The 21,179-nt window shown below is 67.9% G+C and carries 21 protein-coding genes and 1 pseudogene; 16 read left to right on the top strand and 6 right to left on the bottom strand.

The genetic code is table 11. The annotated features are described in order from the left end of the window. The first annotated feature begins 4 nt into the window (after positions 1–4). On the top strand, positions 5–1,240 hold the full coding sequence (locus tag QAD21_RS07655) for an alpha-hydroxy acid oxidase (protein WP_055474928.1): 1,236 nt from the start codon (positions 5–7) through the stop codon (positions 1,238–1,240). Positions 1,241–1,280: 40 nt separating this feature from the next. On the opposite strand, the gene QAD21_RS07650 is transcribed toward QAD21_RS07655, so the two are convergent. After that, positions 1,281–2,738 (bottom strand): MFS transporter, encoded by a 1,458-nt coding sequence (locus QAD21_RS07650; RefSeq protein WP_055474929.1) that lies wholly within the window; start codon positions 2,736–2,738, stop codon positions 1,281–1,283. 119 nt (positions 2,739–2,857) lie between these two features. On the opposite strand from QAD21_RS07650, the gene QAD21_RS07645 reads away from it, so the two are divergent. From QAD21_RS07645 to QAD21_RS07630, 4 genes are all read left to right on the top strand, one after another. Next, complete coding sequence (locus QAD21_RS07645) at positions 2,858–3,871, top strand: LacI family DNA-binding transcriptional regulator (protein WP_280361105.1); 1,014 nt, start codon at positions 2,858–2,860, stop codon at positions 3,869–3,871. 104 nt (positions 3,872–3,975) lie between these two features. After that, positions 3,976–4,494 carry a TetR/AcrR family transcriptional regulator gene (locus tag QAD21_RS07640; protein WP_280361103.1) on the top strand — a complete coding sequence of 173 codons (519 nt, stop codon included), beginning with the start codon at positions 3,976–3,978 and terminating at the stop codon, positions 4,492–4,494. Next, positions 4,491–4,634 (top strand): hypothetical protein, encoded by a 144-nt coding sequence (locus tag QAD21_RS25350; protein ID WP_348534504.1) that lies wholly within the window; start codon positions 4,491–4,493, stop codon positions 4,632–4,634. The genes QAD21_RS07640 and QAD21_RS25350 overlap by 4 nt, the downstream gene beginning before the upstream one ends. A gap of 1 nt (position 4,635) precedes the next feature. After that, positions 4,636–6,999, top strand: coding sequence for an MMPL family transporter (locus QAD21_RS07630; RefSeq protein WP_280361100.1), 2,364 nt, complete (start codon positions 4,636–4,638; stop codon positions 6,997–6,999). Between the two features lie 6 nt (positions 7,000–7,005). Here QAD21_RS07630 and QAD21_RS07625 read toward each other — a convergent pair whose 3' ends face one another. Then, the gene (locus tag QAD21_RS07625; RefSeq protein ID WP_280361098.1) at positions 7,006–7,326 is read right to left on the bottom strand and encodes a putative quinol monooxygenase; all 321 of its coding nucleotides are present in this window, start codon (positions 7,324–7,326) and stop codon (positions 7,006–7,008) included. Between the two features lie 184 nt (positions 7,327–7,510). Here QAD21_RS07625 and QAD21_RS07620 point away from each other — a divergent pair, with 184 nt between their 5' ends. From QAD21_RS07620 to QAD21_RS07595, 6 genes and pseudogenes are all read left to right on the top strand, one after another. Beyond that, positions 7,511–8,935, top strand: coding sequence for an aldehyde dehydrogenase family protein (locus QAD21_RS07620; RefSeq protein WP_068971039.1), 1,425 nt, complete (start codon positions 7,511–7,513; stop codon positions 8,933–8,935). A gap of 246 nt (positions 8,936–9,181) precedes the next feature. Continuing rightward, on the top strand, positions 9,182–10,159 hold the full coding sequence (locus QAD21_RS07615) for an alpha/beta hydrolase family protein (protein ID WP_348534501.1): 978 nt from the start codon (positions 9,182–9,184) through the stop codon (positions 10,157–10,159). Between the two features lie 44 nt (positions 10,160–10,203). Further along, positions 10,204–10,539, top strand: a pseudogene (locus QAD21_RS25345) (alpha/beta fold hydrolase); the annotation flags it as partial. Positions 10,540–10,559: 20 nt separating this feature from the next. Further along, entirely contained in the window at positions 10,560–11,057 is a 498-nt protein-coding gene (locus QAD21_RS07605; protein ID WP_280361871.1) for an alpha/beta hydrolase, read from the top strand. A 28-nt stretch (positions 11,058–11,085) separates the two neighbouring features. Then, on the top strand, positions 11,086–12,567 hold the full coding sequence (locus QAD21_RS07600; RefSeq protein ID WP_280361096.1) for an alpha/beta hydrolase family protein: 1,482 nt from the start codon (positions 11,086–11,088) through the stop codon (positions 12,565–12,567). 112 nt (positions 12,568–12,679) lie between these two features. After that, on the top strand, positions 12,680–13,126 hold the full coding sequence (locus QAD21_RS07595) for a hypothetical protein (protein ID WP_280361095.1): 447 nt from the start codon (positions 12,680–12,682) through the stop codon (positions 13,124–13,126). Positions 13,127–13,141: 15 nt separating this feature from the next. Here QAD21_RS07595 and QAD21_RS07590 read toward each other — a convergent pair whose 3' ends face one another. The 3 genes from QAD21_RS07590 to QAD21_RS07580 form a co-directional block, all read right to left on the bottom strand. Then, on the bottom strand, positions 13,142–13,978 hold the full coding sequence (locus tag QAD21_RS07590) for an alpha/beta hydrolase (RefSeq protein ID WP_137809273.1): 837 nt from the start codon (positions 13,976–13,978) through the stop codon (positions 13,142–13,144). Positions 13,979–13,999: 21 nt separating this feature from the next. After that, a complete protein-coding gene (locus QAD21_RS07585) occupies positions 14,000–14,389 on the bottom strand; it encodes a hypothetical protein (protein ID WP_259935497.1) in 390 nt (129 codons plus the stop codon). 390 nt (positions 14,390–14,779) lie between these two features. Then, positions 14,780–15,709 (bottom strand): LLM class F420-dependent oxidoreductase, encoded by a 930-nt coding sequence (locus QAD21_RS07580; protein ID WP_165630275.1) that lies wholly within the window; start codon positions 15,707–15,709, stop codon positions 14,780–14,782. A gap of 129 nt (positions 15,710–15,838) precedes the next feature. Between QAD21_RS07580 and QAD21_RS07575 the strand changes: the two genes are divergently transcribed. Next, positions 15,839–16,249: a hypothetical protein gene (locus tag QAD21_RS07575; RefSeq protein ID WP_280361092.1), complete on the top strand. Its 411-nt coding sequence runs from the start codon at positions 15,839–15,841 to the stop codon at positions 16,247–16,249. Between the two features lie 123 nt (positions 16,250–16,372). Here the strand turns inward: QAD21_RS07575 and QAD21_RS07570 are convergent, their stop codons facing one another. Then, positions 16,373–16,876 carry a DinB family protein gene (locus tag QAD21_RS07570; RefSeq protein WP_078112110.1) on the bottom strand — a complete coding sequence of 168 codons (504 nt, stop codon included), beginning with the start codon at positions 16,874–16,876 and terminating at the stop codon, positions 16,373–16,375. Between the two features lie 69 nt (positions 16,877–16,945). On the opposite strand from QAD21_RS07570, the gene QAD21_RS07565 reads away from it, so the two are divergent. From QAD21_RS07565 to QAD21_RS07550, 4 genes are all read left to right on the top strand, one after another. Then, positions 16,946–18,400, top strand: coding sequence for an LLM class flavin-dependent oxidoreductase (locus tag QAD21_RS07565; protein ID WP_280361089.1), 1,455 nt, complete (start codon positions 16,946–16,948; stop codon positions 18,398–18,400). After that, the gene (locus QAD21_RS07560; RefSeq protein WP_280361087.1) at positions 18,397–19,440 is read left to right on the top strand and encodes an ATP-binding cassette domain-containing protein; all 1,044 of its coding nucleotides are present in this window, start codon (positions 18,397–18,399) and stop codon (positions 19,438–19,440) included. Before QAD21_RS07565 ends, QAD21_RS07560 begins: the two co-directional genes overlap by 4 nt. Next, entirely contained in the window at positions 19,437–20,144 is a 708-nt protein-coding gene (locus tag QAD21_RS07555) for a methionine ABC transporter permease (protein ID WP_065632009.1), read from the top strand. The genes QAD21_RS07560 and QAD21_RS07555 overlap by 4 nt, the downstream gene beginning before the upstream one ends. Before the next feature lie 87 nt (positions 20,145–20,231). Further along, on the top strand, positions 20,232–21,170 hold the full coding sequence (locus tag QAD21_RS07550; protein ID WP_058250790.1) for a MetQ/NlpA family ABC transporter substrate-binding protein: 939 nt from the start codon (positions 20,232–20,234) through the stop codon (positions 21,168–21,170). Positions 21,171–21,179: the final 9 nt, after the last annotated feature.

The raw sequence follows: 21,179 nt of genomic DNA, 5'->3' as shown, positions 1-21,179 counted from the left end.
TCCCATGAAGCGTCGAGTTCCCAAGCCGCGCGACCTCGCGCCGCTGATGCAGTTCAAGAAGCCCCAGTTCGACGCGAAGAAGCGCCGCCTCGACGCCGCCCTCACCATCGAGGACCTGCGCGCGATCGCCAAGCGCCGCACCCCGAAGGCGGCCTTCGACTACACCGACGGTTCGGCCGAGGCCGAGCTGTCCATCGGACGGGCACGACAGGCGTTCGCCGACATCGAGTTCCATCCGGCCATCCTGCGTGACGTGTCCAAGGTCGACACCTCGTGCACGATCCTCGGCGGGCGTTCGGAACTGCCGTTCGGCATCGCACCCACCGGGTTCACCCGGATGATGCAGACCGAGGGCGAATACGCTGGTGCGCGCGCGGCCGGCCGGGCCGGGATCCCCTTCTCGCTGTCGACGATGGGTACGGCGTCGATCGAGGACGTCCGGGATGCGAATCCGCACGGCCGCAACTGGTTCCAGCTGTACATGTGGAAGGACCGGGAGCGCTCGATGGCCCTGGTCGACCGCGCGGCGAAGGCCGGGTACGACACCCTGCTGGTGACCGTCGACGTGCCGGTCGCCGGGGCTCGTCTGCGCGACAAGCGCAACGGCATGTCGATCCCGCCGGCGCTGACCGCCAAGACCGTGCTCAACGCCATCCCGCGCCCGCAGTGGTGGATCGACTTCCTCACCACCGAGCCCCTGGCGTTCGCCTCGCTCGATCGATGGTCAGGAACGGTGGCCGAACTGCTGGACACGATGTTCGACCCCACCGTCACCTTCGACGATCTGGCGTGGATCAAGTCGCAGTGGCCGGGCAAGCTGGTGGTCAAGGGCATCCAGACCGTCGACGACGCCAAGGCCGTCACTGCCCTCGGCGCCGACGGCATCGTATTGTCGAATCACGGTGGGCGCCAACTCGACCGCGCACCGATCCCGTTCCACCTCCTGCCCGAGGTGGCCCGCGAGGTCGGCGCGGACACCGATGTCATGCTCGACACCGGCATCATGAGCGGTGCCGACATCGTGGCGTCGGTCGCCCTCGGCGCGCGGTTCACGCTCGTCGGCCGGGCCTACCTGTACGGCCTGATGGCCGGCGGGGAGGCCGGGGTGGACCGGATGATCGAGATCCTCGGCGAGCAGATCGCACGCACGATGCGGCTGCTCGGTGTCGCCTCGCTCGACGAGCTGACCCCCGCGCACGTGACCCAGCTCGAGCGGCTGGTGCCCCGGGCGCGTTCCTGAGGCTCGACTGCCGAGGTCGCGTGGGCATCAGACCGGCCGCCTACGCGACCTCCGCGTCCTCGCGGCGGTGGGCGAAGTGATCCACGAGGCCCACCACCAGCGCGATCAGCACCAGGACCGCGGCCGTCGCCAGTCCGATCTGGAACGCCCGCGCCCAGTCGCCGCCGGTGTTCGCGACCTGGGCGAAGAACACCGCACCGACGAGCGCGATCCCCGCGGCGGCCCCGATGCGCTGACCGGTCTGCAGGACGCCACCGGCGATGCCCGCCTTGGTGACCGGCACCTGGTCGAGGCTGAGCGTGAGGTTGGGCGAGATCACGAGACCGGAACCGATACCCGCCACCAGCAGCGGCAGCGCGGCGGCGTACCCGACACCGGGACCGGACACGAACGCGACGGCGACGATCGTCGCGATCATCCCCACGACCACCAGGCCCAGACCCAGCAACACCAGCGAGCGCCCGACCCGGTTGACGATGTTGCCGCCGACGCTGGCCGACACCGCCGAACCGAGCGCGAACGGGGTCACCGCCAGACCGGCCTGCAGTGCCGAATAGCCCAGGCCCTGCTGGACGAACAGCGTGTAGATGAAGAACACCGTGGTGAACCCGGCGAAGTAGACCATCGCGATGATGCACCCCAGCGTGTACGACCGCATGGAGAACAACGAGAGGTCGACGAGTTGCTGGCGGCCGACGCGGCCCTGCCGGCGTTCCCACAGGACGAACGCGCCGATCAGCACGGCCGCGAGGACGAGCAACAACCATTTACGCCCGCCGGGCCATTCCTGTTCCTGGACCATCGGCAGCATCAGTGCGAACACCCCGGTACCCAGGAGCACGACGCCAACGGGATCGAAACTCCCCCGCAGTGGTTGTTTGAGTTCCTCGGGCCGAGCGGGGATCAACCGTATCGCGGCGACGAAGGCCGCGATGCCGATCGGCACGTTCACGAAGAAGATCCAGCGCCACCCGTCGGCGGACCCGCCCAGCTGGATGAGGACCCCACCGAGCAGCGGCCCGACCGCGGTCGAGATCCCGATGGTCGCGGCGAACATGCCGAAGGCCCGGCCACGCTCGGCCCCGCGAAACAGCAGCTGGATGAGCCCGGAGACCTGCGGCGCGAGAATGCCGCCCGCGACGCCCTGGATCAGGCGGAAGACGACGAGTTGCGTCGGGCCCTGGGCGAACCCACATGCCGCCGACGCCAGCACGAACAGGGACAGCCCGATGAGGAAGGTCACCTTGCGGCCGCGCGCGTCCCCGACCCGGCCGGCCGGGACCAGGACGAGGCCGAAGGCGAGGGCGTAGCCGGACACGACCCACGACAGGTCGGCCGAGTTCGCGCCGAGACCGGATTCGATGGACGGGAGCGCGACGTTGACGATCGAGACGTCGAGAAGGGTCATGAAGCCGACCACCAGGCACACCGCGAGCGCCTTCCAGCGCCGCGGGTCGGGTTCGTAGTCCGCGGAGAACGGGCTGGCCGGAGTCGACATGGATCGCCTTTCCTACAGGGGGTACCGCGGGTGTTCGTAGTCAATCAGCTCGCGAGATGGGCGACCCTCCCGAGTCCGCGAAACGCGGGTACCGGCATCGCATCTGGTGAGATGGACACATGGGTGTGAGCATGCGGGATGTCGCGGCGGCGGCCTCGGTGTCGGTGGGCACGGTCTCGAACGTGCTCAACTCGCCCGGAAAGGTCTCGCCCGCGACCGTCGCGCGGGTCCAGGCGGCGATCGACAAGCTGGGTTTCGTGCGCAACGACGCCGCGCGCCAACTCCGTGCGGGCCGTTCGCGTTGCGTCGGCATGGTGGTACTCGACGTGGGTAACCCCTTCTTCACCGACATCGCCCGCGCCGCCGAACAACGGGCCGGCGAGCACGACCTCACGGTGCTGCTCGGCACCTCCGACGACGACGAATCGCGCGAACAGGCCTATCTCGACACCTTCGATGAGCAGCGGGTGTTCGGGCTGCTCGTCTCGCCGATCGGCGACGACCTGCGGCGGTTCGACTCGCTGCGCCGTCGCGGCACCCCGGTGATCCTCGTTGACCGGGACGCCGGCGGCTCGCCCTTCGATTCCGTCGCCGTCGACGACATCGCGGGCGGGCGGCTCGCGGTGTCGCACCTGTGCGAGACCGGTCGTCGCCGGATCGTGTTCGTGGGCGGACCGCCCGGACTGCGGCAGGTCGCGGACCGCCGCCGGGGCGCGCAGGAGGCGGTCGACGCCGTCGACGACGCCACGCTCAAGGTCGTGCAGACGGCGAACCTGAGTGTGCTGGCCGGACGCGAGGCGGGACAGGCCCTGCTGGCCAGGGCCCCCCGAGACCGACCGGATGCGGTGTTCTGCGCCAACGACCTACTGGCCATCGGGGTCCTGCAGGCGTTGACGATGCTCGGCGGCGACGTCCGCGTTCCCGACGACATCGCGCTGATCGGTTACGACGACATCGATTTCGCCCGCTCGGCCGTCGTCCCGTTGTCGTCGATCCGGCAGCCGACCTCCCGCATCGGCGTCACCGCGGTCGATCTGCTGATGAGCGCGGCCGACGATCCCGCCGAACGCCACGTCCCGTCGAACCTCGTGTTCCAGCCCGAGTTGGTCGCCCGCGCATCGACACTGGGCTGATGGTGTGACGCACGCCATCGCCGGGTAGACGGTGTGAGGACTCTCCTAATATTGCGTAGTCCTTCAAGTTTGCAGGGTTCTGCAAGTTCCGTACCGTGGGTGAGGTGAACTCCCCCGGACTCCGCGAGGCGAAGAAGGCGGCGACCCGTTCGGCGCTCGCCCGCGCTGTGCTGCGGTTGTCCACCAGCGCCGGGATGGATCACGTGACGATCGACGCCGTCGCGGCGGAGGCGAACGTCTCGGTCCGCACGTTCCACAACTACTTCAGCGGCAAAGAGGATGCGCTGCTGCACTTCGTGTCGTCGCTGTTCGACACGATCGTGGCGCGGATCGAGGCCCGACCGACGGACGAGAGCTTCTTCTGCTCGGTCCGGACCGCCCTCATCGAGGCCGCCACCTCGCCCGACGTCGGCGAACCCGCCGAGATCGTCGCGCTCCTGCGCCTCCTCGACACGGATCCGGGGCTGACGGCCAGGTCCCGCGACATGGAGTTGGGCGACACCGTCGAAGCGCGTCTCGCCGAACTGTGCGCGCAGCGCGGCAGCCGGCACACACCCTGTATCCGCGCCTCGTCCTGCACAACGCGATCACCACCATCCGCGTCGCCCTCGAATTCTGGGTGACCCATCACGACGACACCCCGGGCACCGCTGCCGACCTGGCCACCGTGCTGGAGTCCGCCTTCGACCAGCTGGCGTCCGGGCTCGCACAACCCATCCCACCGTTGAACGAACTCGCCGACCCATCCCTCGAGGAGCACTGACGTGGCAACACACCTGTACCGACTAGGGCGATGGGCGTACGAGAACCGCCTCAAGACCATCGCGATCTGGGTTCTGGTCCTGATCGGGCTGGGCATCGGCGCGAGCCTGCTGGCCAAACCGACCTCGGAGTCGTTCTCGATCCCGGGCATCCCGTCGGAGCGCGCCCAGGACCTGATGATCGAACGCTTCCCCGGGGAAGCGACGTTCGGTTCCGACATCGGTGTCACGTATGTCGTCCGCGCACCGGAGGGTTCGACGCTGAGCGAGCCCCGGTTCCAGAGCGCCATCGACTCGATGGTGGCCGGCCTCAAGACCGTCGAGAACGTGAAGAGCCCCGATTCGATCGCCAACCCGTTCGTCTCGTACGGCACCGAGCAATCCCCCGGTCAGCTCCGTGAACTCTCGGCGACCTTCCAGCGGGAAACCTTCGGCAAGAGCGCGGACGAGGCCGCCGCCGACGCGCAGGCCACTTCGCCGATCAACGCGGCGGGCACCGTTGCGCAGCTCGGCGCCTCCTTCGACGTCGAGGCATCCTCGGACGTCACCGAGACCATGCGCGAACAGATGGACGCCATCGCCGACGACGCCCGGGCCGCCGGCCTCACCGTCGAGATGAAGGGTTCGGCCACACAGCAATTCGAGCTCGGGATCACCTCTGAGCTGATCGGCATCGGGGTCGGCGCGCTGATCCTCATCCTGACCTTCGCCTCCCTGGTCGCGTGGGGCATGCCGATCATCACCGCGATCGTCGGCGTGGCGATCGGGATGCTCGGCGTGCAGATGGGCACCCACTTCTTCGACCTCAGCAACGAGACACCGATTCTCGCGACGATGATCGGCCTCGCGGTCGGCATCGACTACGCGCTGTTCATCGTGTCCCGCTACCGCCACGAGATCCACCGGTCGGCGAACCGCGCCGACGCGGCGGGCCGGGCGGTCGGCACCGCGGGTTCGGCGGTCGTCTTCGCCGGCAGCACCGTCGTCATCGCGCTGGCCGCACTGGCGATCGTGAACATCCCGTTCCTCACCGCGATGGGTATCGCCGCCGCGGGCACCGTGGTGGCTGCCGTGTTGGTCGCGCTCACCCTCCTGCCGGCCATCCTGGGCCTGTTCGGCGGCAAGGCGTTCGCCGGACGGGTGCCGCGCCTCAACGCTCCCGATGTCGGACCGCACGATGCGGAGCGGTTGCACAACGGCCAGCGCTGGGTCCAGCGCATCGTGGCCCGGCCGCGCACCGTGACGGTCGCGATCGTCGGCATCCTCGTCGTCCTCGCGGTCCCGATGGCCGGGCTCAAGCTCGCGCTACCCAACGACGGGACCGCCGAGCCGTCGGAGACACAGCGCCGGGCCTACGACATGGTCGCCGAGGGTTACGGACCCGGCGTGAACGGACCGCTGGTCGTCGTCGCGGACGGTCGCGAGATCCAGGACACCGGGGAGCGCCTGCGCGCCTTCAACTCACTCGTCGACGACCTGGGTCGCGTCGACAACGTCGAGGTGGCGCAGATCGGTGCCGGCGGGCTCAACGAGGCCCAGGACACCGCGAAGATCACGATCATCCCGTCGACCGCGCCGGCCGACGAGGCGACGCCCGCACTCGTGGAATCGCTCCGCGAGATGGAGTCTCGGGTACAGGGCACGACGGGCATCTCCTACGGGGTGACCGGGCAGACCGCGATCGAACTCGACATCTCCGACCGCCTGTCGAGTTCGCTGATCCCCTACCTCCTGGTCGTGGTGGGTCTCGCCTTCATCCTGCTGATCATCGTGTTCCGCTCGATCCTCGTGCCGCTGACCGCCGCGCTCGGCTTCCTGCTGAGCGTCGCCGCGACCTTCGGTGTGACCGTCGCCCTCTTCACCGACGGCGCCCTGGGGATCGTCGACAACCCGCAGCCGCTGGTGTCGTTCCTGCCGATCATGTTGGTGGGCATCGTGTTCGGACTCGCCATGGACTATCAGGTGTTCCTGGTGACCCGGATGCGAGAGGCGTACGTCCACGGCGCCGACGCGAAGACCGCGGTGGTGGAGGGATATCGCCACAGCGCCCGCGTCGTGGCGGCGGCCGCGGCCATCATGATCTCGGTCTTCGCCGCATTCATGCTGCAGGACATGGCCTTCATCATGGTGATGGGCTTCGCCCTGGCCGCCGCGGTGTTCCTGGACGCCTTCGTCGTCCGGATGACCCTGATGCCGGCGGTGCTCACCGTCCTCGGCGACAAGGCGTGGTGGATTCCGCGCTGGCTCGACCGCATCCTGCCCGACGTGGACATCGAGGGCGAGAAGCTCGGCATCGGTGACGACGCGGCGCGACCGGCGGACCCGGCGGGGGCCGACACGGACTCCGAGGTCCGCGCCGGCCGCTGAGAGAGGTCAGTCGACCCGGAACTCCCCGAGTTCGGACCAGGTGTCGCCCTCGATCGTCGTGTTGATGACGTCGGGTGTGCGCTGGAGGTACTTGGGGAGTTCCTGCTGGGCCTGCTTGAAGTGCGGGGCGGTGACATGTGCCTCCGCGGCGTCGTCGTCGAACGCCTCGACCAGGACGTAGGTGTTGGGGTCCTCGAGCGATCGCGACCAGTCGAACCTCTTGTTACCCGGTTCGGCGCGGGTCGCCTCGGTGAACTCGCGGGACAACTCGGGCCACTCGTCGGCGAATTCGGGCTTGATGGGGAACTTCACGACGATGAGGATCATGATTCGACCCTAGTCGTTCGCGGCCGGGCCGAGCGTCGCAGAATGCGACTGGGACGGCTGTTCCAGAACCGGTCACAAAGTGTCGCCCCCGGAACGCCGGGATTCGCGAGACCCCGGTCGCGGCAGCGCCTACAGTGTGAAACAGACAACAATTGTCCTCACTTCAGGCTGCAACGGAGGCACCATGCCGGACATCACCAAGTTCTACATCGACGGTCAGTGGGTCGAGCCCGCCGAGCTCAACCTCATCGACGTCATCAACCCGGCCACCGAGAAGTCGGCCGGACAGGTCGCCATCGGCAGCGCGGCCGACGTCGACGCAGCGGTCGACGCCGCCCGTCGCGCATTCGTCACCTGGGGACAGACGACCGTCTCCGAACGTCTCGAAGTCCTCAACCGGATCATCGCCGAGTACCAGAACCGCATGGGCGACCTCGCCGCCGCGGTCACCGAGGAGATGGGTTCGCCGGTCGGCCTCACGAACGCCGCCCAGGTGCCGATCGGTCTCGGCCACCTGATGACCGCCGCCGCGCAACTCCCCGACTTCAAGTTCGTCGAGGACCGCGGCAGCTCGCGCATCGCCAAGGAGCCGATCGGCGTGTGCGGCTTCATCACCCCGTGGAACTGGCCGCTCAACCAGGTCATGTGCAAGGTCGCCCCGGCACTCGCCACCGGTTGCACCATGGTCCTCAAGCCCTCCGAGGTCGCGCCGTTCAGCGCGGCGATCGTCGCCGAGATCTTCGACGCCGCAGGCGTACCCGCAGGTGTGTTCAACCTCGTCAACGGTGACGGCCCCGGCGTCGGCGCCGCGCTGTCGAGCCACGAGGGCATCGACATGATCTCGTTCACCGGGTCCACCCGTGCCGGCATCGAGGTCGCCAAGAGTGCCGCGCCGACCGTGAAGCGCGTCGCCCAGGAACTCGGCGGCAAGAGCCCGAACATCATCCTCGACGACGACGACTTCGCGAAGAACGTCGCCGGCGGCATCGCGACGATGATGATGAACTCGGGCCAGTCCTGCAACGCCCCGAGCCGCATGCTGGTCCCGGCAGGGCGTGTCGACGAGGTCGCCGAGATCGCCAAGGGGGTCGCCGCAGAGCTCACCGTCGGCGATCCCACCACCGACGTGAAGCTCGGCCCGGTCGTGTCCGAGGCGCAGTTCGACAAGATCCAGGGTCTCATCGAGCGTGCCGTCGCCGACGGCGCGACCGCGGTCGTGGGAGGTCCCGGGCGCCCCGAGGGTCTCGAGACCGGCTACTACGTGAAGCCGACCGTGTTCACCAACGTCACCAACGACATGGAGATCGCCCGCACCGAGGTGTTCGGCCCGGTCCTCGTCGTCATCGGTTACGACTCGATCGACGAAGCGATCAAGGTCGCCAACGACACCGAGTACGGCCTCGCCGGCTACGTCTCCGGCAAGGACGTCGACGAGGTCCGCCGCATCGGATCGCAGATTCGTGCGGGTTCGATCTCGCTCAACGGCGCCCAGCTCGACCCGAGCGCACCGTTCGGCGGATACAAGAAGAGCGGCAACGGCCGCGAGTGGAGTGACTACGCCTTCGACGAGTTCCTCGAAGTGAAGTCGCTGCTCGGTTTCGGGGCCTGACAACCCAGCCCGTTCCCTCTCCCGACGCCGCCGGGCGCATCCCCAACGGATGTGCCCGGCGGCGTCGTTCGTCGAGAGCCGCGGAGTCGCGCCCATCGCGGTACCCCGGGATTTCGCAAGGCCCGGACAGGACTGCGCGAACGTCCTACGCTTGCCGAACGACTTCGATCCGGCGGCCCGGCCGCCTACCGATCGAATCCACATTCTTCGGGGGAAGAGCGTCCGCGCGGCGCACATGGGGGAACGGTGCTTCAAGTTATTCTTCGTGCGGTCTGTGCCGCATGTCTGGTGATGCTGTGTCTGGCCGCCGCGCCGGCGGCGGCAGCGCCCGTGGCGCCGCGGGTGGTGTCGGTCGTGCAGGAGTCCCCCACACGCGCCGTAGTCTGGGTCTACTCGGCGGCGATGGCCAAGAACATCAAGCTCTTCGTCCTCACGCCACGAACGAAGACCGGACCCCGGCCGACGCTCTACCTACTGGACGGGGCGGGTTCGCGCGGCAACGACAGTGGATGGCGTGGAGCCGGCAATGCCGACGAGTTCTTCGCCGACAAGGACGTGAACGTCATACTCCCGACGGGTGCGTACGGCAGCCAGTACGCCGACTGGCAGCGCCGGCATCCGCGCGTCGGACAACCGATGTGGGAGACGTTCCTGACCAGGGAACTCCCGCCCCTCATCGACGCCCGCTTCGAGTCGAACGGTTCGCGCGGGATCGCGGGCGTCTCGATGGGCGGGCAGGCGGCGTTCACGCTCGCGTCACGGGCCCCGTCGCTGTACCGCGCGGTGGCCTCGATCAGCGGATGTCCTCCGGTGTCCTCGCCGCAGGGAGAGTCGTACGTGCGGGCCACCCTCGCCCGGGGTGGGGCGAACGCCGACAACCTCTGGGGGCCGGTCGGTTCGGCCGGATGGCGGGACCACGACCCGGCGCTGCATCTCGACCGTCTCCGCGGCAAGGCCCTGTACCTGTACTCCGGTGCCGGCCGGCTCGGTCCCGCCGACCTCAAGCGGAACGTGACGCCCGAGGAAGGCCTCCACCAGGTGGTACTCGCCGCATCGTCGGCGTTCGAGATCGCGACCAGCGACTGTTCGCGCCGGTTCGCCGAGCTGTTGCGCGGTGCGGGTCTGCCGTTCACCGACGCGTTGCAGGAGGTCGGAACCCACCATTGGTACTACTGGGAGAAGGAACTCCCCCACATGTGGGCGGCCATCTCACCGGCGCTCTGAGGCGAATCCCCGAATCCGGGTATCCGCGTGGCTACCATCTCCGCATGCAGATCCCCGTCGCGTCCGATGCCGGTCCCGTCCTCGACACCGAGGTGTTCGGCGACGGCGAACCGCTGCTGCTCATCGGCGGCATGTCCGCACACCGCGGGATGTGGACCGATGAACTCCTCGACGCCCTCACCCCGCATTTCGCGGTGGCCACCTACGACCATCGCGGCATCGGCACGAGCAGTCGGGCCGAGGGGCCGTTCACCATCGCCGACCTCGCCGCCGACGCCCGCGGAATCCTCGACGGCCTCGGCTGGGACTCCGCCCATGTGCTGGGCACCTCGATGGGCGGCATGATCGCACAGGAGTTCGCCCTGAACTCGCCGGACCGTGTGCGCAGTCTCGTCCTCGGTTGCACCACCGCGGGCGGCCCCGGGCCATCGGCGCACCCGGCTCGTCCGGCGCGGCTCGTCTCGTCGAGGCGATCTCGTCGCGCGACGCCGACCGCGTCGCCCGCATCGCGTTCGAGGTCAATCTGTCTCCCGAGTTCATCGCCCGCGCCGGCGCCTTCGACCATTTCGTCTCGCTGTCGAGGCAGCGCCGCGTTCCGTCGGCAGTCGTCGCGTGGCAGGCGGGCGCCTGCGCGGCACACGACACCCGCGACCGGATCGGCTCACTCGACATGCCGACGGCGGTCATCCACGGCGACGTCGACGAGATGATCGCGTTCGCCGAGGGCGAGCGGCTCGCCGACCTCATCCCGCAGGCCACCCTGGCGCGATGTCCGACGTCGGACACATGTTCTGGTGGGAACGTCCGGACGAGACCGCCGAGATCATTCGGAAAATGCGCTCACCCGGTAACGCCGGTCCACTCTCCGAACGACATCCCTGACATCGGCACCGTGTAGTCGGGTGGCCGCGTATGTCAGGAGCTCCATGTCGCACTCGCACAGCGAACCGCCCGTCCCCTCCACCCCCGCGGGCCAGACCCCCGAGTCGCCACGCCGACCCTCACCTCGTCGCCGACTCTTCACCGGCATCTCGGTGGTCGCGATCCTCACGCTCGGCCTGTTCGGCGCGAGCACGCTGATCAACTCGTCGAACACCGCCAGCGCTCTGCGTGGGCATCCCGAAGTGCTGCGGCCGGGCTGCACGTGGGACTCCTCCGGCAACTACGTCCAGAACTGCAAGGTGTGGTCGGAGTCGCAGAAACGCCACGTGATCGTGCAGATCCGCGCCTCGAGCGGCAGCGACAGCGGCGTCTACCTGCTCGACGGCATGCGCGCCAGCGAAACCCGCTCGGCATGGACCACGGACGTGCAGGCCGCCAAGGTCTACGACGCCAAGGCCGACACCACCCTGGTCATGCCGGTGGGCGGCGCATCGTCGTTCTACACCGACTGGGACGGCGGCGCCGGTGACAAGAACACGGTCATCAAGCAGGAGACCTTCCTGACCTCGGAGCTGCCCGGTTACCTCGAGCGTGAGTTCGGCGTGGCCCGCAACAACAACGCGATCATCGGACTGTCGATGTCCGGCGGGCCCGCGGTGACCCTCGCCGAGCGCCACCCCGAGCAGTTCAAGGTCGTGCAGGCGATGTCGGGTTACTACCAGACCGACAACCCGGTCGGCGCCCTCGGCGTGTTCGCCACGCAGACCATGGTGTCCAACTACGTCAACGGCGTCGTCAACATGTGGGGCGCGCCGGGCGGCACCCGCTGGACCGACAACGACCCGTCGAAGAACCTGACGCAGCTGGCCGACAACGGCCAGGTTCTCATCATCTCCTCGGGCAACGGTTTCCTGACGCCGTCGGAGATGGCCAAGCTGTCGCCGCAGGACCAGCTCAGTGCGATGGCCCTGGAGATCCTGTCCGCGGTGTCGACCGTGCTCATGCAGTTGCAGGCCAAGCAGGCCGGCGTATCGGTGATCTCGTTGCCGAACTACGGCGGCCACACGTGGGAGAACTGGGGACGTGCGCTCGGTGACGGCAAGGAGCACGTGCTGACCACACTGCGCAACAACCCGCCGGTGACCACGAAGACGACCGTCGTCTCCGCCTCGGGCAGCCCCGATCCCGACGGCCCCGCGAAGGTGACCCTGGCGGCGAAGAAGGCGGCCGAGGAATCACCGGCTCTCGACCTGTCGGGTCTGTCGGCCCGTGGATCGGATGAGACCGAGTCCGCTTCGCAATCGGCCTCCTCGTCCGCCGAGTCGTCCGCAGCGGAGTCGTCAGCCTCCGGGTCGTCCTCGGCCGACCTCGCGCCGTCCGCGGTGTCGGGCTCGGCGTCGGTGGACGCGTCCGTCCCGGAATCGGCCACCAGTTCCGAGACGAGCACGCCGACCGTGCCCCAGCTCGCCCCGACGGGGCCCGTCACACCCGGTACCTCGAGCAGCACCCCGGTCCCGTCCCGCTGACCGGCTCTCCCGCTCACAGTCTCCGTTCCCGCGCTCACCGGAAGAGGTGTGAGCGGGAACGGACTGCGTGAGGGACCGATCCCGTCGACTCACCTGCTGCTAGCGTTCAGCCATGACCGCCGACCCCGTTCTCGCCGACCTCGTCGGCGTCGACACCATCGTCGTGGTCGTGGCGTCCGGTGTGATCCTCGTCTGGGCACTCGTCTTGGGCGTGTGGAAGTACCACGGCATCCGCACCTCACCGGACCGGACGGCCCATGTGTATGTCGACATCGCGCATCGGGCCGCGCTGATGTACTCGTTCGCCACCCTGGTGCTCGCCGCGCTGGTCGAACTCAGCGCCTTCCCGACGACCGTCAACGTGATCGCCGCGGCGGTCCCGATCGTCTTCTTCGTCGCGGCGATCGCCGCGTATTGCATCCACGGCGCCCTGCGGGACACCACGAATCAGTTCGTCGACCCGACTCCCGGCACCTACCTGTTCATGCTCGCGCTCATCGTGGGCGAGATCGGCGGCGTGCTGGTGCTGCTGGCCGGGGTAGTGGTGCGACTGACCTGAGTGGGCGCGCGACGGTCACGGGCGCGCGGTGTGACCGCGCAACCAGGTGATCACCGCGTCGAGCACCACCGCCTGCTCGGGTTCGTTGAAGATCTCATGGAACAGGTCGTCGTAGATCACGAGCGTCTTGTCCGCCGATCCGGCGAGCCGCTCGACGAGTTCGCTGCCGCGCGGGTCGGTGAGCGCGTCCTCGCTGCCGTGCATCACCAGGATGGGTAGTTGCAGGGACGGCAGGCGCTCGGGAAACGACCGCATGGTGCCGATCATCGCCCCGCCCAGCCCGGCCGGGATCTTGCCGCGCGTCACCAGCGGGTCGGCGTCGTAGGCGGCCACGACGTCCGGATCCCGGGAGATGCTCGACGAACTCAACTCGGTGGTGGGCAATCCCGGTGCGATCCGGCCGATCAGCGGCGCGAATCGGACGGCCAGATCGGGCAGGTCGTCACCGGGCAGCACGGCCGCCCCCGACAGGATCAGTCCGTCGAGCTTGTCCTGGTGGTCGAGCGCATAGTCGAGAGCGATGCACCCGCCCATGCTGTGCCCGATCAGGAACGTCGGGACGCTGCCGTCGGCGACATGGGCGAGCACCGTGTCGAGGTCGTCGGTGAAGTCACCGAACCGGCGCAACCGGAGTCGCTTGCCACCCGACCGGCCGTGACCGACGTGGTCCGGTATCGCGACGAGGTAACCGGCGTCGACGAGCCGCTGCGCCACGTGCAGATACCGGCGACCGTGCTCGGCGAGGCCGTGGACCACCACGACGACGCCGCGCGGGCTCTCCGCGGGACGGTAGACGTCATAGACGATGGTGTGCCCGTGCCGGCCACGAAAACTGTGTTCTTCCGGTGTCATTCCCTGATCTCGTTTCGATGTTCAGTGCCAGCCGAGTCGGGCAGCGACCGACTTGCCTGCCGACTCCAGGACGCCGAGCGGACGGAAGGCCGCCTCGCCGATACCGACGAGTGCCTCGACCCGCCCGACCACCCGTTCGAGCCGCCCGACGATGTCGGACATGCGGTCGACGGTGGCGTCGACCTGGTCGAGGGTTCCGGAGAGTCGCACCAGCGTCACGTCGAGTTTCGCGATCGTCGAGTTCAGCCCGTCCAGGGTGGGACCGAGTCCTTCGAGGGTCTCCCCCATGTCGGCGATGATGCCCTCGAGTTGCTCGACGGTCACGTCGGCGTTGAGCGCGGCCTGGGCCAGCTTCTTGATCCGTTGACGTTCCGGCGATCTCGATGATGTGTGCTCGCTCCTGTCGGCCATGAGGTGGATTATGGCCCATCCTGGTCGGCCCGGGTGCCGGGTCGGGGGAACCCTTCGAGGACTCTCGACTGTCTAATCCGACAGAACCACCAAACCCCTGGTCCCTGTGCCGAAAGAGGCGCATAACCCCTGCTCCCGAATCCGAAAGAACCACAAAACCTCTGGTCCCTGAGGTGTGAGGAGCGCAAGCGACGAGCCACGAAGGGCCTGGCGAGACACGTTGCAACACCCATTGTGGCTCGCTTCGCTCGCACCTCAGGGAGCATGGGATCTAGCCACTCATACTCGTGGGCGGGTGCCTTTCATGGTCCACGACGGCCGCCGGGCCGCTGACACTTCGGAGCAAGCTTTACGAACGCCGCACCCAGCAGACGGGGTGCCCAAGGGCGCTCACGCCAACTGCGGGGCGACCTTAGACGCGACGAGCTCGAGGTGACCGAGATCCGACAGATCAAGGGTCTGCAGATACATGCGCGTGACGCCCAGCTCGCCGTAGGTCGCGATCTTTGCGGCGACCTCGTCCGGGGTTCCGGCAGCCCCGTTCTCGCGCAACTCGTCCGGTTCCCGGCCGATGGCCTCGGCCCGGCGTCGGAACTCGGCTTCGTCGCGGCCGCAACACAATACGAGCGCGGCGGAGTAGGTCAGCGACTCCGGGTCGCCACCGGTGTCGACGCACGCCGTGCGGACGCGCCCGATGAGATCCCCGGCGACGTCGAGTGGTTGGAACACGACATTGAACTCGTCGGCGAAACGCGCGGCCAGCGCGGGCGTCCGCTTCTTGCCACTGCCTCCGATGATGATCGGCGGGCGCGGGTGCTGCACGGGTTTGGGCAGGGCCGGCGATTTCGAGAGACGAAAGTGTGTGCCCTCGTAGTCGAACTCCTCGCCCAGCGGGGTCTGCCACAACCCGGTGATGATCTCGAGGTTCTCCTCGAGGCGGTCGAACCGCTCCTTCAACGGCGGGAACGGGATTCCGTACGCCTCGTGCTCACCCTCGTGCCAGCCCGTTCCGATTCCCAATTCGACACGGCCACCGCTCATCTGATCGACCTGGGCGACTGCGATCGAGAACGGCCCGGGTAGCCGGAAAGTGGCCGACGAGACGAGCGTCCCCAGCCGGATTCGCGAGGTCTCGCGCGCCAAGCCCGCCAACGTGATCCACGCGTCGGTCGGCCCGGGGAGGCCGTCGCCGCCCATTCCGGCGAAATGGTCGGAACGGAAGAAGGCATCGAAGCCCAGGTCCTCGGTCGCCTTGGCGACGGTGAGCAGGTCGTCGTAGGTCGCACCCTGCTGGGGCTCGGTGAAGATTCGCAGTTGCACGTTTTCAACCTACGCGCGCTGGGCACACGACCGGTGGCGAGGCGGCGTGCGAAGCGGACCCCATCCGGCCCGGCGGCCATTCCGAATCGCTCCACGCACGACACCGTTCCTCGACAAAGGAGTCCCAACATGAAGACGGTCACGCACACAGCTCTGGGTTTCGTCGTCGCCGCAGGTGCGACCGCAGTATCGCTCGCCGCCGCGCCGTCCGCCGGCGCCGCGCCCACCGTATGTCCGGCACTTCCCGGCCAGTCCGCCTCTGCGGCCTCGTGTAGCGCCGACTCCGGCCCGACCGGACTCTCGCTGGCCATCACCGACAACGGCGGCAAAGCCAACGTCACCGCCGACAACTTCGCCGGACCCGCGGCCATCGCCCTCGGTCCCGGAGCGACGGTCACCATGGACGGCATTCGTCCCGGCCTGGCCATCGGTATCGCCGGACCCGGCGGCGAGGTCGTCGTCGACGGAAAGAACGGGCCGACCTGCAAGGGACCCGCCTTCGCCGGTGACTTCCAGACCTTCAAGGGCTGCCTGTCCTGACCGTCTAGATCCCGACCGCGATTTCGAACCAACCTTCCGTCAAACCCACCCCTTTTCCGTGAACCCACCCGGTCCGAGCGCTGTGGGTTTACGGAAAAGGGGTGGGTTTGCGGGACCAGAACATCAGGACAACAGGCCCCGGACGTATGCCGCCTGACCGATGTGCTGGGTGTCGTCGTCGATCACGCTGAGCAGTCGTACGCCCAACGTGACCGGCGGGTCCCAGTTCTCGTCGACGACGCGGTCGAGATCTGAATCCGACAGCGCGCCAATGTAGTCGACGCTGACCGCGTGCGTGGCGTCGTAGTAGCCACGCAACAGGTCCGGGTCGTCGACGACGACCCGCGCCGCCTCGTCGGCAGACTGCCCGTACCCGCTCTCCCCGGGGTCGAACGGCAGACCGAACCGTTCGACCCATCCCCCGGTCACCCACACCTCGTCGGTTCCGGCGACGTCGGCGACGTGCGAGTCCTGCACGCGCGTCAGATGCCACACGAGCCAGGCGATCGTGTTGGCACCGGGCGCGGGAGCCCGATTCAATTCCTCGGTGGAGATGTCGTCCAGGACGGCGTGAACGTTCTCGACGACTCGACCGAGACCGTCGAGCAACACATCTGTGGATCGCATGGCACAAGTTTAGGTTCGCGGTGGGCACAACGATGGCCACTCCGACGATCCGTCAGCATCATTCCTCCGGTGTCAGAACCGAATGCCCCACGTAAGATCCGATTCAACGCCTTCGACATGAATTGCGTTGCGCACCAGTCACCGGGTCTGTGGCGCCACCCCGACGACCGGTCGTGGGACTACAACACCATCGACTACTGGGTCGACCTCGCCCGCTTGCTGGAGACCGGCGGATTCGACGGTCTGTTCATCGCCGACGTCCTGGGCACCTACGACGTGTACGCCGGCAACGACGAAGCCGCCATCCGCCAGGGTGCGCAGATCCCCGTGAACGACCCGCTGTTGCTCGTCTCGGCGATGGCGCACGCCACCGAGCACCTCGGCTTCGGGGTCACCACCGGTACGGGTTTCGAGCATCCCTACCCCTTCGCACGGCGTCTGTCGACGCTGGACCACCTCACCCGTGGCCGGATCGGCTGGAACGTGGTGACGGGATACCTGCCTGCGGCAGCCCGCAACATGGGCGCCGACGATCAACTCGAGCACGACGAGCGCTACAACCAGGCCGATGAGTACCTCACCGTGCTGTACAAGCTCTGGGAGGGTTCGTGGGAACGCGACGCTGTTCTCCGCGATCGCGAGGCGGGCATCTTCGCCGACCCGGCCCGGGTCCATCACATCGGGCACCGCGGAAAGCACTTCACCGTGCCCGGCATTCACCTCGCCGAGCCGTCGCCGCAGGGTTCACCGGTCATCTACCAGGCCGGGGCCTCGCCTCGCGGCCGACGTTTCGCCGCGGAGAACGCCGAGGCCATCTTCGTGGCCGCGCCGACCAAGGCCATCCTGCGTGATGTGGTGAGCAAGGTGCGCGACGAGCTGATCCTGGCCGGACGCGACCCGTACGACGCGAAGATCTACACGCTGCTGACGATCATCACCGACTCGACTCCGGAGGCAGCCCGCGCGAAAGCCGCGGAGTACCAGTCCTACGCCAGCACCGAGGGTGCGCTGGTCTTCATGTCGGGCTGGATGGGCATCGACCTCGCGAGTTACGAGATCGACGAACCGATCGGCAACGTGCACAGCAACGCGATCCAGTCCGCGGTCGCCGCTTTCCAGCAGGCGAGCGACACCGGCGAGGAATGGCGCGTGCGGGACATCGCGGCGTGGGGCGGCATCGGCGGAATGGGTCCGGTCCTGATCGGCTCCGGTGACGAGGTGGCAGAAGCCCTGCAGGACTGGGTGACCGAGACCGACGTCGACGGCTTCAATGTCGCCTACGCGGTGACCCCCGGATCGTTCGAGGACATCATCACCCACGTGGTGCCCGCCCTCGAGCGGCGCGGACTCTACGACCGGGACTATGTCCCGGGAACCCTGCGCCACAAGCTCTTCGGGCGCGGCGATCAACTGCCGGCGAACCATCGCGGGTCCACGTACCGGGTCGGTGGGAGCAACTCGACCATCGACGATTCGATCAGGGAGGTCGCTCAACTCACCGGCGCGAACGGGGACCTCCGATGATCGAGGTGGTCGGGTTGACGAAGGTGTTCGGTGTCGGTTCGCCCGACCCGACGACGGTGCTCGACGCGGTCGACTTCACTGTCGACGCCGGTGAGATCTTCGCCGTCGTCGGCCCGTCCGGTGCCGGCAAGAGCACGCTGGCCCGGTGTCTGAATCTGCTGGAACGTCCGACGTCGGGCAAGGTCGTGGTCAACGGGGAGGATCTCACCGCACTGGGCACGTCGGGCCTTCGCGACGCCCGGCGCCGGATCGGCACCGTGTTCCAGTCGGCGAGTCTGCTGTCCCGGCGAACCGCGGCGCAGAATGTCGCTTTGCCTCTCGAATATCTGGGTGCGACAAAGCGATCGACCACGGCACGCGTCGGCGAACTTCTCGATCTGGTCGGCCTCGCCGACAAAGCGGACCTGTATCCGCATCAGCTGTCCGGCGGTCAGCGGCAGCGCGTCGGCATCGCTCGGGCCCTCGCACTCAAACCTTCCGTCCTGCTGTCCGACGAAGCCACCTCGGGTCTGGATCCCGCGGCCACGGACACCTTCTTACGGCTCCTCACCGACGTTCGGGACGAACTGGATCTCGCGGTGGTGTTCATCACCCACGAGATGGACACGGTCGTGCGGGTCGCCGACACCGTCGGCCGTCTCGAACGCGGCCGCATCGTCGAGCACGGCCGGCTGGAACAGGTGGTCCTGGAACCGGATTCGGTTCTGGGACGGGCACTCCGGCCGCGCGGGCCGAGTGCGCAACCGGCCTCGGCCGAAACCCCGATCTCGGTGGTCTACCACTCCGCGACGGTCCCCGCGGACTGGTTGACCCAGCTGGGCAGGCGACTCGACATCTCGATCTCGGTGCTGGGCGCCAACGTGCAGACCATCGACGGCACCGTCTTCGGCGATCTCACCGTGTCGGTGCCCACCGGACACGCGTCGGCATTCATCGGCGCCGCGGGTGAACTCGGCCTGGCCGCACGCCTTCTCGACGCCACCGCGACCGCGGGCGGTACCGCCGTCGAGACCGTCACCGGCTCTGAGGTGGCCGCGTGAGCACCACGTATTCGGCGAACATCACGGTGCCGCTCGACGAGATCCCCGACCTGCTCATCCCGGCGGCCATCGACACGGTCCTGATGGTGAGCATCGTGATGGTCGTCGTCCTGGTGGTGGGAGTCCCGCTGGGCGCACTCATCCACAACCTCGCTCCCGGCGGGCTTTTCGCACGACGCTCGTTGCACACCCCCCTGTCGTGGGTGATCAGCATCGGTCGGTCGTTGCCCTTTCTGGTGCTGATGACGGCGATCATCCCGTTCACCCGCCTGGTCACGGGCACGAACATCGGCATCGCCGCGGCGGTGGTACCGATGTCGATCGCCGGCATCGCCTTCTTCACACGCATCGTCGAGAACTCGCTGCGGTCGGTCCCGGCCTCGACGATCGACGTGGCACGTGCGTCCGGCGGATCGAACGCCCAGATCATCTGGAAGGCACAGGTTCCCGAGGCGCTGCCGAGCATCGTCGGCGGACTGACGATCAACACCATCGCGATGATCGAGTACTCCACGATCGCCGGCACCATCGGCGCCGGCGGACTCGGATACGTGGCGGTCACCTACGGCTACCAGCGATTCGATCAGGGGGTCATGGTCGCCACCATCATCGTGCTCATCGTGACGGTGGCCGTGATCCAGGTCGCCGGCGACGCCCTCGCCCGCAGCCTCAACCCGGTCACGTCCCGCCGGGTCAACCACTGAAGAACCACAAAACCGCCGGCCGGCTCTGCTCCCTGAGCGGCGGAGCGCTCGTCACCGCATCACCCAGCCACACCCGAAAGGCACCCCATGACACAGGACACCGGTTCCACCACCGGCACCTCATCGAAATCCGGCGAGACTCCCTCTCCGCCCGGCAGTTCCGGAATCGAGATCTCGACACGTCGCCGCTGGCCGCTGATCGTCGGCGCGCTGGTCGTGGTCGCCGTGATCGCCGCCGTCGTCGGCTGGCGCTTCCTCGGGTCCGACTCGACGTCGCCCAACGAGACCGCCGGTGCGACACTGACCGTCGTCACCGCCGAGGGCAACGCCTCCGAGCAGGCACTGGTCGAGTTCATCGCCGACGAGGTCGCACCCCGGTATGACATCAAGGTCGCATTCAAGGGCCTGTCCGACTCCACGACGCTGAACCGTGCGGTCAGCGACGGGGAGGTCGCGGGCACCGTCTATCAGCACAAGCTGTGGCTGTCGCAGGTCCTCGAGGCGAACCCGGACTTCCAGGAGGAAGCCGCGACGCCGGTGTTCCGCTGGGGATTCGGCATCTGGTCGGACAAGTACCGCGACGTCGCCGACCTGCCGCAGAACGCCCGCGTCTCCCTCTACTCCGATCCCGCGAACGAGGCCCAGGGACTCTGGCTGCTCGAACGCGCCGGACTCATCACGCTGAAACCAGGCGTGGACAAGTGGAAGGCGACCCAGAAGGACATCGCCACGAATCCGCGGAACCTGCAGTTCGTCCTGCTCGACTTCGCCGCCCAGTCGCGCTCGCTCGCCGACCTCGACGCCACCGTGGGCTACACCGAGTACTACCTCGCCGCGAACATCGACATCGCCAAGCAGATCTACGCTCCGCCCGCTCCCGACGAGTTCGCCGGGCAGCTGACCATCGGAACGCAGTGGAAGGACACCGAGAACATCAAGAACCTGGTCGCCGCGTTCAAAGACCCTGCCGTGCAGGAATTCCTGCGGACCGATCCGCGGGTCAAGGGCATCCTGCTGCCCCTGTGACCAGCGTCG

The organism is Gordonia sp. SMJS1 (genome assembly GCF_029866425.1).
Lineage (GTDB): Bacteria > Actinomycetota > Actinomycetes > Mycobacteriales > Mycobacteriaceae > Gordonia > Gordonia hongkongensis.
Note: the sequence above shows the minus strand (reverse complement) of the source record. Positions and strands in the feature narration are given on the sequence as shown.